This is a genomic window from Methanothermobacter sp. THM-1 (assembly GCF_009914355.1).
GTDB classification, from domain to species: domain Archaea; phylum Methanobacteriota; class Methanobacteria; order Methanobacteriales; family Methanothermobacteraceae; genus Methanothermobacter; species Methanothermobacter wolfei.
Genome location: NZ_CP044013.1, coordinates 931,831 through 947,095, shown reverse-complemented (window position 1 = coordinate 947,095; position 15,265 = coordinate 931,831). Strand labels below are relative to the sequence as shown.

At 48.7% G+C, this 15,265-nt stretch carries 17 protein-coding genes and 1 tRNA gene; 13 read left to right on the top strand and 5 right to left on the bottom strand.

The genetic code is table 11. The annotated features are described in order from the left end of the window. The first annotated feature begins 171 nt into the window (after positions 1-171). Positions 172-1,701, top strand: coding sequence for a hypothetical protein (locus FZP57_RS04910; RefSeq protein ID WP_191216000.1), 1,530 nt, complete (start codon positions 172-174; stop codon positions 1,699-1,701). A 170-nt stretch (positions 1,702-1,871) separates the two neighbouring features. On the opposite strand, the gene FZP57_RS04905 is transcribed toward FZP57_RS04910, so the two are convergent. Genes FZP57_RS04905 through FZP57_RS04895 form a run of 3 tightly spaced genes read right to left on the bottom strand, consistent with a single transcriptional unit; the run spans position 1,872 to position 5,459 of the window. Beyond that, complete coding sequence (locus tag FZP57_RS04905) at positions 1,872-4,286, bottom strand: ribonucleotide reductase N-terminal alpha domain-containing protein (protein WP_191215999.1); 2,415 nt, start codon at positions 4,284-4,286, stop codon at positions 1,872-1,874. Beyond that, positions 4,279-4,974, bottom strand: a complete 696-nt coding sequence (gene arfB / locus FZP57_RS04900; RefSeq protein ID WP_074359026.1) for a 2-amino-5-formylamino-6-ribosylaminopyrimidin-4(3H)-one 5'-monophosphate deformylase — start codon at positions 4,972-4,974, stop codon at positions 4,279-4,281. Before arfB ends, FZP57_RS04905 begins: the two co-directional genes overlap by 8 nt. A gap of 2 nt (positions 4,975-4,976) precedes the next feature. Next, entirely contained in the window at positions 4,977-5,459 is a 483-nt protein-coding gene (locus FZP57_RS04895; RefSeq protein ID WP_191215998.1) for a DUF1947 domain-containing protein, read from the bottom strand. A 224-nt stretch (positions 5,460-5,683) separates the two neighbouring features. On the opposite strand from FZP57_RS04895, the gene FZP57_RS04890 reads away from it, so the two are divergent. From FZP57_RS04890 to cfbC, 7 genes are all read left to right on the top strand, one after another. Further along, positions 5,684-5,920, top strand: coding sequence for an LSm family protein (locus FZP57_RS04890; RefSeq protein WP_013295846.1), 237 nt, complete (start codon positions 5,684-5,686; stop codon positions 5,918-5,920). Between the two features lie 70 nt (positions 5,921-5,990). After that, the gene (locus FZP57_RS04885) at positions 5,991-6,173 is read left to right on the top strand and encodes a 50S ribosomal protein L37e (protein WP_074359024.1); all 183 of its coding nucleotides are present in this window, start codon (positions 5,991-5,993) and stop codon (positions 6,171-6,173) included. Beyond that, positions 6,174-7,019, top strand: coding sequence for a toprim domain-containing protein (locus tag FZP57_RS04880; protein WP_074359023.1), 846 nt, complete (start codon positions 6,174-6,176; stop codon positions 7,017-7,019). It abuts the gene before it with no gap. 32 nt (positions 7,020-7,051) lie between these two features. Continuing rightward, positions 7,052-8,455: an amidophosphoribosyltransferase gene (gene purF / locus FZP57_RS04875; protein WP_191215997.1), complete on the top strand. Its 1,404-nt coding sequence runs from the start codon at positions 7,052-7,054 to the stop codon at positions 8,453-8,455. Between the two features lie 26 nt (positions 8,456-8,481). After that, a complete protein-coding gene (locus FZP57_RS04870; protein ID WP_074359761.1) occupies positions 8,482-9,678 on the top strand; it encodes a peptidase U32 family protein in 1,197 nt (398 codons plus the stop codon). 259 nt (positions 9,679-9,937) lie between these two features. After that, the gene (locus tag FZP57_RS04865) at positions 9,938-10,411 is read left to right on the top strand and encodes a CBS domain-containing protein (RefSeq protein ID WP_191215996.1); all 474 of its coding nucleotides are present in this window, start codon (positions 9,938-9,940) and stop codon (positions 10,409-10,411) included. A gap of 13 nt (positions 10,412-10,424) precedes the next feature. Beyond that, a complete protein-coding gene (cfbC, locus tag FZP57_RS04860; protein WP_074359020.1) occupies positions 10,425-11,228 on the top strand; it encodes a Ni-sirohydrochlorin a,c-diamide reductive cyclase ATP-dependent reductase subunit in 804 nt (267 codons plus the stop codon). Between the two features lie 222 nt (positions 11,229-11,450). Here cfbC and FZP57_RS04855 read toward each other — a convergent pair whose 3' ends face one another. Beyond that, the gene (locus FZP57_RS04855) at positions 11,451-11,873 is read right to left on the bottom strand and encodes a DUF123 domain-containing protein (protein ID WP_238337842.1); all 423 of its coding nucleotides are present in this window, start codon (positions 11,871-11,873) and stop codon (positions 11,451-11,453) included. A gap of 378 nt (positions 11,874-12,251) precedes the next feature. On the opposite strand from FZP57_RS04855, the gene FZP57_RS04850 reads away from it, so the two are divergent. Further along, positions 12,252-12,665, top strand: coding sequence for a DUF371 domain-containing protein (locus FZP57_RS04850; protein ID WP_074359759.1), 414 nt, complete (start codon positions 12,252-12,254; stop codon positions 12,663-12,665). Positions 12,666-12,817: 152 nt separating this feature from the next. On the opposite strand, the gene FZP57_RS04845 is transcribed toward FZP57_RS04850, so the two are convergent. Further along, positions 12,818-12,901 (bottom strand) — tRNA-Leu (locus FZP57_RS04845). Between the two features lie 147 nt (positions 12,902-13,048). Here FZP57_RS04845 and FZP57_RS04840 point away from each other — a divergent pair. From FZP57_RS04840 to galU, 4 genes are all read left to right on the top strand, one after another. Further along, positions 13,049-13,351: a DUF167 domain-containing protein gene (locus tag FZP57_RS04840; RefSeq protein ID WP_074359019.1), complete on the top strand. Its 303-nt coding sequence runs from the start codon at positions 13,049-13,051 to the stop codon at positions 13,349-13,351. A 105-nt stretch (positions 13,352-13,456) separates the two neighbouring features. Continuing rightward, a complete protein-coding gene (locus FZP57_RS04835) occupies positions 13,457-13,696 on the top strand; it encodes a hypothetical protein (RefSeq protein WP_074359018.1) in 240 nt (79 codons plus the stop codon). Beyond that, on the top strand, positions 13,689-14,333 hold the full coding sequence (locus FZP57_RS04830) for a hypothetical protein (RefSeq protein ID WP_238337841.1): 645 nt from the start codon (positions 13,689-13,691) through the stop codon (positions 14,331-14,333). The genes FZP57_RS04835 and FZP57_RS04830 overlap by 8 nt, the downstream gene beginning before the upstream one ends. A gap of 40 nt (positions 14,334-14,373) precedes the next feature. Then, positions 14,374-15,240 carry a UTP--glucose-1-phosphate uridylyltransferase GalU gene (galU, locus tag FZP57_RS04825; RefSeq protein ID WP_074359017.1) on the top strand — a complete coding sequence of 289 codons (867 nt, stop codon included), beginning with the start codon at positions 14,374-14,376 and terminating at the stop codon, positions 15,238-15,240. Positions 15,241-15,265: the final 25 nt, after the last annotated feature.

The window sequence follows — 15,265 nt, the reverse complement described above, 5'->3', positions numbered from 1 at the left end:
TTATTTTTCTCTCCACACATCATCTTTCAATTAATGCTGCCTCATGATGCAATTTTATATGGAGTCCATATCTGCAGGAATTCTGCAAGGATCTCATCAGTATCTGCTCATGATGTAATTTTATATGGAGTCCATATCCATATTTAAGTCAGCATTCTGGAAGGTGTCATCATGTTAAATAGAGACCATGGTAAGTTCCTTTATATTATACCAGCATTATGCGCATTTATAATAGGAATCCTCGTCACGGTGAGGTATCAGTGGCCCATTGGATGGGATATATACTACCACATACACCTTGCAAGGGTTTACATGCTGGAGGGGCTGACGTTGCATGATCCTCTCTATAATGCTCCTTCAGGAAATATAATCAATTATCCTCCAATCTTCCACCTCACCCTGATCCTTGTATCATATATCCTTCAGACAGGTCTCTTCGAGGCCGCCAGGTTCATGCAGCCTGTTCTAATCTCAGCAATAGTCCTATCGGTTACCATCGTGGCTTCCAGGTTCTATGAGGACAGGTATACTGGTCTGGCCGCAGGGATACTCTTCATCTCAGGCTCCGTTGCCGTAAGATCCGTCTCACCCATACCCGAGAACATGGCCCTCATTATACTTCCCTTCAGTATCTACATGTACTATGAGTTTTTCAGGGAGGAAAGGGATAGATTAGTATCCGCCCTTTTATCAGGGGCTCTCATGGGCACCGTTGCACTTATACATCCTGCAGCAACTGTGTGCCTTGTATTTTCTGTTACATTAATAACAGCTGCAGTTGCAGTCGCGAATATTGTTTCAGGTAGTGTGTGTGCTCTTAAGAGGACGGCCACCGGCTACCTTGCATTTTTAATCGTAGGAATCATCATAGCATCCATCTGGTGGCTTCCGGCCCTTTATGTTAAGAGTACGGGTGGAGCTGGTGGTGTGAGCACGGGTCTTCAGTTTTCAAGGGGTATGAGTATTCTGCATTACCCCGGTGCATTCGGTTACCTTACTGCCCTCCTCTCAATTCCTGGATTGGTCGCTGCAGTCAGAAAACGAGGTTTAAGGGACCTTTTCATAGTATCATGGATCCTTTCCATGTTGATACTCTCAAAGGGATACTACATCGGTATCAATGTTATATCCTACAGGGTCCTCATTTACATGATGATCCCCCTCAGCATCCTGGGGGCAGCGGGACTCAGATACTGTTCAGGGATCATCGAGAGGAAGAGCAGGGTGGCTGCAGGAATATTTTTCGTATCAGTCCTCTTTGTGGCACTCTTCCAGGGATATGCACACATAACATCTCCAAAGACAGCTGATTATGGTGCAATGACGCCCTATGGGCGTATACAGATAGCCCCCCCATCCGAGTCTGAGTATGAACTTGCAGAATGGTTCAGGGAGCAGGGAGGAGTCGCAGCATTTTCTAACTACTATACCATGGGTTTTGTCGCGGCATACTCTGATCAGAAGGTTAACCCCATCCTGTTCACGGATCCCGATGCACTGAAACCATCCAAACTCCATGAGAAGAGAATAAAGTACCTTGTATTTGACAGGAGACTGAAGGCTGATGGGAACTTCACCTTCAGGGCCAGGGATAACTTCCTGTTCTATGGCAGCAAGACCCGGGTAGATAGACTTGAATATCCATACCTCAGGAAGGTCTATGAAAACGGGGATTTTGTTGTTTACCTTGTTACAGCCTGAAACTATTCCCATGAGTGAACCGGCGGTCTTCTAGCCGCCCCCGATATCTTTATAAACCACGGGTAATAAAATGGAAGGTGGAGGATTATGAAGGTTATATGGTGTCCATTTTATCACCTTCTAATAATCCTCCCATCTTACAACTGATTCAGGATATTCGTTCATGTTCTCTAATTGGGACATGTCATATCCCTGCAGGAACCTGCATACTCTGGAAACTGGAGAACCTCCTTCCTTTTACTGCCATACCTGTAGACGGTCACACCCTTACATCCAAGTCTGTATGCCGCCATGAACACCCTTTCAACGTCTGAGGGTGTTGCATTCTCCGGGAGGTTAACTGTTTTTGAGACGGCATTATCAACGTGTCTCTGGAAGGCCGCCTGCATTTTAACATGGAAGACGGGGTCTATCTCATGGGCGGTGACAAATAGCCTCCTCATTGATTCAGGTACGCCGGGCATGTCCCTGAGCGTTCCCTTTGAGACTATCCTCTTCAGGGTCCCGGTGTCAAGGCCCTCCCTCAGGGCCGCTTCCCTCAACAGGGGGTTAATTTCATGAAAAACCCTGCCCATGATGTTCCTTTTAAATGAAACCGCGAATAGGGGTTCAATGCCGCTGCTGACACCTGCTATTATACTGAGTGAACCGGTGGGTGCGATTGTTGTCAGTGTGGCGTTCCTCATACATTCAAATCCCTCAAGGTCCCATCTGCTCCCTGAGAATGCAGGGAAGGAACCCCTTTCCACTGCAAGTTTCATTGAAGCACTGCGGGCCTCCCTTTCTATGAAGGCCATAACCCTCCCGGCAACCCTGAGGGCGGCGTCTGAACTGTAGGGCACCCCGAGCCTTATCAGCATGTCGGCAAATCCCATAACACCAAGACCGATCTTCCTGGTCCTCCTGGTGGTCCTCTGTATCCTCCTCAGGGGGTAACTGTTAACATCAATCACGTTATCAAGGAAGTGCACGGCCCTGTGGACGGTCTTGGCAAGCCTGTCCCATTTAACACCCCCGGGCCCAGCCATTAACCCGAGGTTTATTGATCCCAGGTTGCATGATTCATAGGGGAGGAGCGGCTGCTCTCCACAGTTATGGACCAGGAATCCATTGGCAGCGAAGGCGTTGATGCCTGGGACACTTGCATCATAGACCTCCTCCACACCCCTACTTTTGAGTCCGGAGAAGGTGGAGAGGACCATCATTTCACCGGAACCTGGATCTTCATCCAGAAGGATGTTCCCGATGGATCCTTCACTTTCATGGGTCGCGGGCTCCTGTTTATCATTTATTGGTTTATGGTTCACAACAGGTAGGGTGGTGCGTACTGCCTCTACCAGCTCCTGTTTATCATTTATTGGTTCACGGTGCCCTGAATTTCCTGCAGCATTGAAGCTATTCACTTCATCCCTGCGTTCATGGTTCCATAAACCCCACCCAGCCGCCCTACTGTTCATGACAAGAAGGTCACCCCTTTCAAGGTCACCGGCAGCCCGCCAGACCGGACCATCATCCATTACAAGGATCCTGTGGTCATCTGTCAGTCTCAGACTGCAGCCCTCCCTGGTCCTGAGTTCATAGACATCCCGGACTCCCGTCTTAAAGAAACCTGAACTGCACGGGTACAGATAGCCGTTCACTTCAGCAAGGAATGGTCTTCCTATGAGTTCAGCGACCCTCAGGGGTCCTTCTCCTGTCATGACCATGGTTTCTGCTGTCACGCAGGGATTTGTGGCTTCTATCCTGCCAAGGGATGGGGTGGGGTTGTAACGGTTTATCCGGTCCTCAAATATAACCCCGGGGTCTCCGCACCTCCAGGCAGCCTTCACCATCGCCCTCAGTATGGTCCCTGAGGAAAGGGAGTCAACGGTTTCACCCGTCCGCGGGTTTATGAGGTCGACTCTGCCAGGCCTCTCCATGAAGCTGTCAGGTACGGAGACAGAGAGGTTGAAGTTACTGAGGGGTCCCTCGGATGTCTTGGCATCTATGAAACCGAGTATGTCAGGGTGGTTAACCCGCAGAACACCCATATTGGCACCCCTCCTGCGCCCGCCCTGTTTTATAACGTCAACTGCAACATCAAATATCCTCATAAATGAAACAGGACCTGAGGCCACACCCATGGTTGATGCAACAACATCGCCCTCAGGTCTCAGATCAGAGAAGGAGAAACCAACACCACCCCCTGACCTGTGGATTATGGCCATATCCCGGAGCGAGTCAAATATGCCCTCAATTGAATCAGGAACCGGGAGAACAAAACATGCTGAGAGCTGGTTGATGGATGTCCCTGCGTTCATGAGTGTGGGGGAGTTTGGGAGAAACTCCAGTCGGGACATCATGGAATAGAAGGTTTCCTCAGCCTTTCTGACATCCTCACCATAGAATTCATCTGCAAGTGCAACGGCCCCTGCAACCCTCCTGAACATGTCCTCGGGTGTCTCTACAATATCGCCATTCTCATCCCTCAGAAGGTACCTTTCCTTCAGCACGCTGAGGGCCGTTCTGCTTAAGGGTATCATCATGAAGCTGTATTCAACGGACCCTCCGATGACATCGGAGTGGCCTAGATTCCTTTCAGTCAATAAGGTCAAGAAGGTTCTTTATATCCCTTACAGCACTCTCAACAGCATCTTCAAGCAGCCTCTGGCCGAGGACAGGGTCAGGGTTTATACCCTCCTTTTCACAGGTCCTCGCAGCCCGGTCAATTTCCCTGTTAGATTCACGGGCCTCCTTAAGGCCTATCATCCCTATTTCAGGGTAAAGTTCGGGTCTGCATTCATCCAGCCTTCCTAAATCCGCAATTCCAAGGATTAAACCTGCGGATAACTCACCGCTTCCTGCATGGGGGCCCTCAATTTCAACCATCCTGCTGTTCCAGACGATCTCAAGGTCCAGTTCCTCCATGAGGTCCTCCATGTAATCTTCAAGGTCGTTACCGCCGTGGGCATTCACGATAACCACGGCATCAAGCTTCAGGAGTCTTCTGGCCTTCCTGAGAGTCGGTTTGAGTTCCTTCTCAACCAGTTCCTCCGGTTCCATGTGGATTCCATGTTTAACGTAGGGGAACTCTGCCGCACCGTAGATCACACCCAGGAACCTTGCTCCTGTGCGCAGAGCAGCCTCAAGGGCTATGTATGATGCTATCTTGGAGTCGGTGTCAATGGGGAGTGCAGGGCCATGGTTTTCAAGGTGGGAGCCCAGTGCAATCACACCTATCCTGTGGACCTTCTCTGAGAGGATGTTCCCCGCGTCAAGGTTCAGCCGAACCACCTTCAGACCTCCAGATTCCAGATCCTATCCCCTATATAGTGTATGGTTTTAACGGCTTTCCCTGAATCCTTCTCAACCATTTCAGGCCCGCTCATAAGGCTTATACCCACTGCGAGGGGTTTGCGGTGTTTCTCATCAACCACGATGACCGTGTCATTCTCCCCTATCATGGGGTCAGCATCAACGATACCAGGGCTCATAACATCGGCTCCGTTTGCAAGGAACCTCACAGCGCCCATGTCAACCACAACGTAGCCCTTCTTAATTTCAGTTCCAAGGGCACCCTTCAGTGTGGGGAAGGGTTTATCATCGATGAGCATGACCATGGGCCTGCCATCCACCAGGATCAGGTTTTCATCATCGGTTTCCAGGATCTCAACGGTGGCCCTGTCGGGTATTATCCCGGCATAGTCACCGAGCCCTTCCTTAATCTCCCTGAGCTTCTTTTTCTTCAGATGATACCTCTTTCTTACCTTCACATTCACACCCTTTCACTGTAGATTTCACAGGCAAACAGATTATACCATTATATGTTTAAGGTGATTAAAATCAGTTTACCCACACATGGCAGATCTATGGGTCCTGGGGGTAAGAAACCTATATATACTATTAGAATAGAAAAATGGAGTATCTGACCGCAAGATTTCAGATGTCCAGTTAGGTTTAAATATAATCTTGGCAGATCTTAATCTAAGGATAGGTGATAGATGTGAGTTCACAGAGAGTTAATGTACAGAGACCACTTGATGCCCTTGGCAATTCACTGAACTCCCCTGTTATAATCAAGTTGAAAGGCGACAGGGAGTTCAGAGGGGTTTTAAAGAGCTTTGATCTCCACATGAACCTCGTGCTCAACGATGCAGAGGAACTTGAGGATGGGGAGGTCACAAGGAGGCTTGGAACCGTCCTTATCCGTGGAGATAATATAGTGTACATATCCCCCTGAGGGACGCTAATTTATATCTGAGGAAGACTGAATTTTACATTAATGGAACTTGTTTTAGGAGGATTAAAAGATGAAAGGTACTCCATCATTTGGTAAGCGTAATAAGAATCTTCATATAAGATGCAGACGCTGCGGTAAAAACTCATACCACGTGCGTAAGAAGGTCTGCGCCGCCTGTGGCTTTGGAAGATCAAGCCGTATAAGGCGTTATAACTGGCAGAACAAGAAAATTACAGGCCAAAGGTTGAAATAAATGGATAATAAGGGCCCTGTTGATGTGCGGATAATCGTTGAGGGAGCCTCTGATGTTGAGAGCGTTTCAAGGGCGCTCCAGAAGGTATCCCTCGGGGCAAAGTACCATATAACTGTCTCATCCATAGTGCCGACAACAAGCCTCGAGATTGCCATGAAGGCGGTTGAGGGCGCTGATATAGTCCTTATAGCAACAGATGTTGATCAGACAGGAAGAGAACTTGCAGATAAATTCCGCGAAGCCCTGAAGGGTATTGTCGGGCACATTGAAAGGATGAAACTCCCCTACGGTCACGACGTGGAATACCTCGACCCGGAACTCATAAGGGAAGAAATAGAAAACGCCATCATAAGGGCCGGGCTCCATACAATTTCAGGTGTAAAGGACCTGAGGGACATGGAGCATGCGCTCAATGAGTGCAATGGGAAGTTAGAGGAGTTATCCTCTGAAAACAGCGCCCTTAAAGAGGAAAATAAGAGACTCAGGGATGAAATCGAGACTGAGAGGGCGACTCTGAATTCCCTTAAGGATGAACTGATGGGGGTCAGGGAAAAACTCAGGGCCCTTGAGGAACAGTACTCTGAGCTCAAAACTCGTTTTTCTGAAATTGAAGAAAAGAATCTTCTTGAAACCTTTTCAATAAGGGAACTCTGGAATGAGGCCTTTGATGAGGATCCAGGGGACCTTGAAAGGATTTATTTTGTAACGGACCATATAAAACCCGATGGCATTATAATGGGTCAGGGATCCATTGCAGCACCATCACGGGATGATGCCATTGAATGGCTCAGGATTATCAAATCAGCTCTGGTTTTTGTTGAGAAGGATGATGAATCACCGGAGTGACCCTAAAAACCTTCTTGCAGGGAGAATCTAAAGTGAGAGATAAATGCGGTATTGTAGGGATTTACTCAGCAGATAAGAACATCAACGTGGCCTCCCAGATATACTATGCACTCTACGCACTCCAGCACCGCGGACAGGAATCTGCAGGAATTTCAACCTTTGACGGTGATGAGATGCGGACCCACAGGGGCATGGGGCTTGTCTGCGACGTCTTTGACCCTGAGAAACTCGCAGAGCTCAGGGGAAGTGTGGGTATAGGACATGTCCGCTATTCAACCACTGGAAAGTCAAGGATTGAAAATTCACAGCCATTCTGGAGCGAATTCCAGGGAGGAAGGATAGCAATAGCCCACAATGGAGACATAATCAATTCAATGGAGCTAAGGGCTGAACTGGAGGATGAAGGCCACAGCTTCATATCAACAACAGATTCTGAGGTGATCTGCCACCTCCTGAGCAGGGAATACGATAAAAACCCTAACATGGTGGGGGCGATAAAGCGGGTTTCAGAGCAGCTCATAGGCTCCTATTCACTTGTGGTGCTCCTGAATGATGACCTCTACGTTGTAAGGGACCCTGTGGGTATAAAGCCCCTGGCCTTTGCAAGGAAGGGACCCGTGCAGATGGTGGCATCAGAGACCGTGGCCTTTGATGTTATAGGAGCCGAACACGTGAGGGATGTCCAGCCAGGGGAGATACTCCACCTCAACAGGGGAAACTCCCACTGGGTTGCCAATGCACCGGACACACGGAGGGCCCACTGCATGTTTGAATACGTGTACTTCGCACGCCCGGACAGTGTCATCGATGGCCGTAACGTTTACAGGGTCCGCCTGAACATCGGGGAGGCCCTCTACAGGGAGCACCCCGCCGATGCAGACGTGGTTGTCCCGGTCCCTGATTCATCAATACCTGCTGCTATCGGCTATTCAAGGATCTCAGGGATACCCTACGGGGAGGGCCTCATCAAGAACAGGTACGTTGGCCGCACCTTCATAATGCCCACACAGGAGGAGCGTGAAACCGCGGTTAAACTCAAGATGAACCCCATAAGGTCTGAACTTGAGGGTAAAAGGATAGTCCTTGTGGATGACAGTATTGTGAGGGGGACCACCTCAAGGGCCCTCATCGATATCATAAGGGATGCGGGGGCAGAGGAGATACACCTGAGGATAGGATGTCCACCCATAAAGTCCCCATGCTACTACGGTATAGCAATGGCAACCAAGAGGGAACTTATAGCATCCGACAGGGATGTTGAGGAGATAAGGAAGATTATAGGTGTTGACTCACTGGGCTACCTCAGCATAGAATCCCTGGTTGAATGCATAGGTATCAAGAAGGGCTTCCTCTGCACCGGATGCCTTGACGGTGACTACCCCACACCCCTCCCCAGGAATATCAGGGAATACGAGTCAGTAAGGTCATGCCTCTGATTCTTTCACATGAATCTGTGGTTACCATGCCTGAACTTCTATCACCTGCAGGAGACTTCCCCTCCCTCATGGCTGCCCTGAAGGCAGGTGCTGATGCTGTCTACCTTGGCCTGGAGGGCTGCAATATGAGGGCAAGGGCAGGGAACTTCACGGTCCATGAGATAGAGGAGGCCGTTGAGAGGGCCCATGGTTACGGTGCACGGCTCTATGTATGCACCAACACCTCCCTCAGGGATGAGGATGTTGAGAGGCTTGAACTCATACTCCCTGAACTTCATTCTGCCGGTGTGGATGCTGTCATAGCATCTGACCTTGCAGCAGTTGACCTTGCAGCAGATAACGGTCTGGATGTCCATGTGAGTGTCCAGGCAAACATATCAAACACCCGCAGCCTCCATGTACTGAAGGATATGGGTGTGTCAAGGGTTATACTGTCAAGGGAACTTTCCCTTAATGAGATCTCCGGTATAGCATCATCATCACCCATCGAGGTGGAGGTCTTTGTCCATGGAGCCCTCTGCACAGCCCTGTCAGGGAGGTGCTACCTGAGCTCATACCTCTATGGGAGGAGCGCCAACTGTGGCGAGTGCCTGCAGCCATGCAGAAAGAAGTGGAGGCTTGTATCCGAGGATGGTGAGTTTGAACTTGAAACAGATGCCTCAGGTTACATAAGAACTTACCTCCTAAGCCCCAGGGACCTCTGCATGATTGAACACATCCCAGAGCTCCTGGATGCAGGTGTATCCGCCCTCAAGATAGAGGGGCGCGGCCGGCCCGCAGATTATGTGGGGACCGTTACGGGTGTGTACAGGGAGGCGGTTGACAGGTACCTTGAGGGTGAATGGAGGTTTGAGGAGAGGTGGCTCCGGGAACTTAAAAAGGTGTTTAACAGGGGCCTTGGAAAGGGATTCTATTTCTCAGAGCCCGAGGCAGGGAGTCCGGGCAACGTCTCGGATTATGTTAAGCTCGATGTTGGGGAGGTTGTGAACTACTACCGGAAGGCAGGCGCGGCCGAGGTGCGACTCTGGAGACCCCTAAAGCTGGGGGATGAGATAATAATCCAGGGCAGAACCACCGGCGCCCTGATACAGAGGGTTGAGTCCATCCAGGTAGACGGCTGCAGTGTGGAGAGGGTTGAGGATGGACATGCAGGGATCCTTGTATCAGGGAGGGTCAGGGAGGGGGACCTGGTCTACAGGAGGGTCCCAAGGGACCGGGGATGATCCCAGGGCTTACCCTTTCTTTATTTTCGAGGTGCCGCAGCCCTCCCATGACTTCTTCAGCCCTTGAGGCTCTGAAGGTTCATAATCTTATTTATCCCTTGGTGCGGTCTATAGCAGTTTAATGCTTCTTCAGCCCTTGAGGCTCTGAAAAGCCCAATGACCCACTTCACTGCTCACTGATCTTCAGCTTCATGGGGATATCCGGCAGGGAAACTGTTATTTTTCAGGTCAGATAAAGTACTGTTAATGGGGTGAATAGATGATAAAGGTAAAGGATGCAATGCAGAGTGATGTTATAACCGTTAAGAGGACGAACAGTATCCATGAGGCTGCCAGGGTACTCAGGGAGAACAGGATCAGCGGGGCTCCTGTTGTTGATGATGACGGGAAACTTGTGGGTATAATAAGTGAAGAGGATATAATGAGGCTCCTGGAGGTCCATTCACCAAGGCTCAACCTTATACTCCCATCCCCACTGGACCTTGTGGAGCTTCCCATCAGAATGAAGCATGAGTATGATGAGATAGCCAAGGGGATAAGGAAGGCTGCGGTGATGCTTGTTGAGGAGATAATGAAGGAGAAGGTCATCACGGTCTCCCCCGAGGCATCTGTCTCTGATGCAGCTGAACTCATGGATAAGCATGATATAAAGAGGCTCCCTGTTGTTGATGAGGATGGAAACCTTGTAGGGATAATCACAAGGGGAGATGTTATAGGGGCCTTTGTTAAGTGAGCAGGGTGTGCCAATGAAGAGGATAGCCATTTATGGTAAGGGAGGTATAGGCAAATCCACCATCGTATCAAACATGGCAGCAGCCTACTCATCAAGCTACAGGGTCCTTGTGATAGGCTGCGACCCCAAGGCAGACACCACCAGGACCCTGTATGGACAGAGGATCCCTGCGGTCCTCGATATCATGAAGGAGAACCGGAAACCTGATGTTTCTGATGTGGTCCATGAGGGCTTTGGTGGTGTGAGGTGCGTTGAATCCGGGGGTCCTGAGCCGGGTGTGGGATGTGCCGGGAGGGGTGTTATCGTTGCAATGAACCTCCTTGAGAGGCTGGGTGTCTTTGATGATGACCCTGATATAATCATCTATGATGTGCTGGGGGACGTTGTCTGCGGAGGATTCGCGGTTCCCCTCAGGGAGGAATTTGCCGATGAAGTCTACATTGTGACATCAGGTGAGTACATGTCACTCTATGCTGCAAACAACATTGCAAGGGGTGTAAGGAAGCTCAAGGGCAGACTTGGCGGGGTTATATGTAACTGCAGAGGTATAAGGGATGAGGTTAAGATTGTGGAGGCCTTCGCATCCAGGATAGGATCCAGGGTTATCGGTGTTGTTCCAAGAAGCCCCCTTGTGCAGGAGAGCGAGCTTGAAGCAAAGACTGTTGTTGAAAAGTTTCCTGATTCAGACCAGGCAGCTATTTACAGGGAACTTGCGGATGAAATCTATGGTAACACAGACTTCACGGTCCCCGAGCCCATGGATCAGGACGAGTTTGAGGAGTTCTTCAGGAGATTCATTTATTCAAAGGATAATTAATTATGGGGAGGTGTTTTTTGGAGAGATATGTTCAGCTTGGCATATTCCATGCCATTACAGGGTCCTGATTGTTCTGCCGGCCGTCTGTCATTCTATCCCTGGGGGCATCATCGGCCCCGTGCCTCCATGGTATTCTGTCCTGAAGCTAATATTTGGGGTTCTGATGCTTGGCGCCGGCATTAAACTTTTAAGGACATGATGCCGGGCGTCTGGAGCATGTGATCACAGGTTCCATTCACTCACCCTGGCGCCGGAGCCCTCCATTGCCTCAAGCACGGCACCTGTAGCATCATCAAGGCTTTCGAAGTAGTGGAGGTGTGAGCTGCACCGGCAGTCCGAACACCCGAAGCCAGTTACTGAGGATGGACCATGGAGCTTCTCTGAGATGGTGCATTCAAGTCTTCGTTCATCTGTGGTATAGAGGACCCTTTCAACCACAGCCTCCCTGAGAAGGTAATCTATATGCCACCTCAACCTTTTTTCCTTCTTAAGGTGCCTCCTTATCCGTCCTTCAAGGGAACCGAAACCTGAACCAACATAGACATAGAATCCCTTCTGGAAGACCCTTCTACCAAGCCTTCCCACATCCATCTCTGATCCATCGGACCTTATGATGAGGCAGTATGTACCCTTCATATGAATCATATAATAATCATGTTCAGACATCTATCAATTAAGTCAATCTGCTCCCGTTGAAGTAATACTCTTCCATGGTATTATCACAGCAAGAAAGTTTTAGTAAAATTTATATTTTTCATCGGTAATAACTTATTCTGGTTTCTGCAGGGTTAATCTGGGTGATGCCTTGTGGTGGCAGATGGTTGCTTTAGATAACAGTGATAAGCATGGTAATGATGGGGCAATGAAATATCAGTTTCCCACATAGGGAAGTGGCAGGACGCGCTTCAATGAAAAATTATCCAGGTGGGGGCCTGTGGGGAGGTGTAATGATGTGTCCTGTCTCTTAACTGTTTCTGAACCCTGCAGAAACCCCATGTTTCTGGAGGTGGTTAAGTGGGAGGGATGAGATATACCCTGAGGGCTAGGGGTCATCCGAATGTTTCTGCCAGGCACAGGACAACCCTTGAGGTTACTGTGGACCCGCAGATAGGGAAAACAGCCGACTGTATTATAGGTGTTTCATCATCTGATTCAGTATCAACAATTCCTGAGGAAATTAAAAGGGCCATAAGGGATCCTTCTGCAAGGATAAGACTCGTTTTACGTACTGAAAATGGATTCGATGAGGTGAGGGGTTACGGGCACCCTGACTTAACCCTGGACCATCCCACCGATATTGTCTGCCGCAGGAGCAGTTACATATGCGGCAGGACCCTCATGATAGGGGCTGATAAGGCAGCCTGTGATCTCAGCGAGGAACTTGTAAGGGATCTCATGGAGGGCAAGGAGCTTACAGTGGAGATAATAGTTGAATGAGCTGCCTGGATATTTACAGTTGTTGTGGTATTTTTTTCCTGCTCATCAAAGAAACAGTTACTTTAATTTTTTTATTTGTGACTTAATGGTTTGGTCCAAGAAATAGTTACTTCATTTTTTTTATTTCCCACTTAATGATAGTATTTGAATAGTGCAGGGGACGGGATTCGAACCCGCGAAGGGACTCCCCCACTAGGCCCTCAACCTAGCGCCTTTGACCGCTCGACCACCCCTGCATATGAGAATGAGTGCTGATCGGGGAGTGAAACAAAGTATCTACATTTTTATATTTAAACTTTGCGGTGCCCCGGCACAGGTTTTTATACGTGGCATGTAAAATTTTTATCATAAACCAAGCAGATCAAATATCTGGATGGATCAATATGGAGCCTGTAGCATTGGATGCTCTGAGAAAGGCAGGGAATGATCTCCTGGTGGATATTGAGGTATCACCGGGTTCTGGAAGATTTGAAATAGCATCATATGATGAATGGAGAAAGAGACTTGTGGTTAAGGTAAAATCACCCCCTGAGAAGGGAAAGGCAAACAGGGAGATCATGAAGGAGTTCTCAAAGATTTGCGGTAAAGATGTTGAGATCATATCAGGTCATAAAAGCCGACATAAGACCCTCAGAATATATGGTATGGATCCTGAAGCCTTTCTCAGCCTGCTGCAGGAGTTCTGAAGTAATATCTGGCTCATGAATGTATATGATTCATTTAAGTGTAAACAATTTTCATGGAAAAATATATTAGTAAGGTTTTAGAGAAGATGTAACTGGAGGTTAGACATGATTTCAACAGTTACAACGACAACAACCACCACCGTGACGACTGCAGATGTCATGACATACAGTATAATAGCAGTGCTTGCCCTTATAGGGTTCCTTGCTGTGAAGGAGGTTCTGGGCTCCGATGAAACAGGAAGCGAAAGGATAAGGGCTCTGGTTTCAGGTTCGAATATAGCCATTCTACCGTTGCTAATAGTCTTCGCAGCCATCGTCATCTACAGGGTTCTTACAATTGTCTAGGAGGATTATGATGAACAGGAACGCTATAATATTGGTGATAGTCGCCATCCTTATCATTGTGGGTGCCGCGGCTTTCATGATGAGACAGCCAGCAAATACAGGTACAGTGACGGCAGGAGACACCCTCCTTGCAATTGATAACCATGCAGCCGACCATCAGATCCATGCGGTGATGGTCATAGAGAATGTTTCAAAGGCTGACGGGACCCTTACAAACATCTACGCTGATTCATGGATCCAGCCCGGCGGTAAGGTCCAGATGGATATTTCAAAGGAGCTCGGCTATAATGGGTCACTGCCATCAGGAACAAGCTTCACAATGAAGATGTGGTGCGACCCACATGGAAACGGCACAGGGAATGCAACACTCAACATGACCGTCCATGGGGGAACAGCAGACAAACTCATGGATGAAACCAGGGCATATCTGCTTACAGCATCCCATGAATTCTATCCACTCTCAAGTATAACTTCAGACCAGATTAACACGACCCAGGACCCTGCTAAGGGGGCGGAGTTCCTCAAGGGGATACAGTCAATCTATGTTGAGTTACTGATAACAGTAAATCCCGATGGAACAGTCACGATAACGCAGCTCACACCTCCAGTCCTATGCAGTCTCGCAGCAGGTGGTTAAAAAAACTTTTTATTTTTTTTTAAGTATAAGGAGGTTTTTTATGAAGGCAGTTATACCAGCGGCTGGCCTGGGAACCCGTTTTCTCCCTGCAACCAAGGCACAGCCCAAGGAGATGCTACCCGTATTTGACAAACCCACAATACAGTACGTTGTAGAGGAGGCAGTGGCTTCAGGTATAGATGATATCCTGATAATAACCGGTAAGGGTAAAAGGTCAATTGAGGACCACTTTGACCGTTCCTTTGAACTTGAATACTTCCTTAGGAAGAACAACAAGACAGAATACCTTGACGAGATAGAGGCAATATCTGAACTGGCAGACATCTACTTTGTCCGCCAGAAGGAACAGAAGGGCCTGGGTGATGCAATATACTGTGCAAGGAAACATATAGACGGCGAGGATGCCTTCGCAGTCCTCCTGGGTGATACCATAACCTCGGCGGAAACACCCTGCACACGCCAGTTAATGGACATCTATGAGAAACATGGTGCCTCTGCGATTGCAGTTGAGGAGGTACCACGTGACAGGGTTGAAAGGTACGGTATAATCGATGCAGAGCACCTGGGCGGAAACCTCTACAGTATAAGGGACATGGTTGAGAAACCGGCCGTCAGTGAGGCGCCATCAAACCTTGCGATAATGGGGAGATACGTCCTTGAAAGCGAAATTTTTGATCATATAAAGAATATACCTCCAGGTTTTGGAGGGGAGATACAGCTGACAGACGCCATGAGGTGTCTTGATAGGGTTTATGGATGCGTTTTCAGGGGCAGGACCTATGATATAGGTAACAAGGTTGACTGGCTCAAAACATCCCTAGAATTCGCACTCCTTGATGATGATATAAGGCCAGAACTCATGGAGTATCTTGAGGACCTCATGCAGGTACTGAAAAAATTTTATTGATCAACCTTCAATGGTTTTTTTCTTT

Bases quoted from the DNA above. Each gene is read 5' to 3' on its own strand.
- galU (WP_074359017.1), top strand. From the start codon at position 14,374: ATGAAGGCAGTTATACCAGCGGCTGGCCTGGGAACCCGTTTTCTCCCT.
- FZP57_RS04835 (WP_074359018.1), top strand. From the start codon at position 13,457: ATGATTTCAACAGTTACAACGACAACAACCACCACCGTGACGACTGCA.
- FZP57_RS04840 (WP_074359019.1), top strand. From the start codon at position 13,049: ATGGAGCCTGTAGCATTGGATGCTCTGAGAAAGGCAGGGAATGATCTC.
- FZP57_RS04880 (WP_074359023.1), top strand. From the start codon at position 6,174: ATGGATAATAAGGGCCCTGTTGATGTGCGGATAATCGTTGAGGGAGCC.
- FZP57_RS04910 (WP_191216000.1), top strand. From the start codon at position 172: ATGTTAAATAGAGACCATGGTAAGTTCCTTTATATTATACCAGCATTA.
- FZP57_RS04885 (WP_074359024.1), top strand. From the start codon at position 5,991: ATGAAAGGTACTCCATCATTTGGTAAGCGTAATAAGAATCTTCATATA.
- cfbC (WP_074359020.1), top strand. From the start codon at position 10,425: ATGAAGAGGATAGCCATTTATGGTAAGGGAGGTATAGGCAAATCCACC.
- FZP57_RS04855 (WP_238337842.1), bottom strand. From the start codon at position 11,873: ATGATTCATATGAAGGGTACATACTGCCTCATCATAAGGTCCGATGGA.
- FZP57_RS04870 (WP_074359761.1), top strand. From the start codon at position 8,482: ATGCCTGAACTTCTATCACCTGCAGGAGACTTCCCCTCCCTCATGGCT.
- FZP57_RS04850 (WP_074359759.1), top strand. From the start codon at position 12,252: ATGAGATATACCCTGAGGGCTAGGGGTCATCCGAATGTTTCTGCCAGG.
- FZP57_RS04865 (WP_191215996.1), top strand. From the start codon at position 9,938: ATGATAAAGGTAAAGGATGCAATGCAGAGTGATGTTATAACCGTTAAG.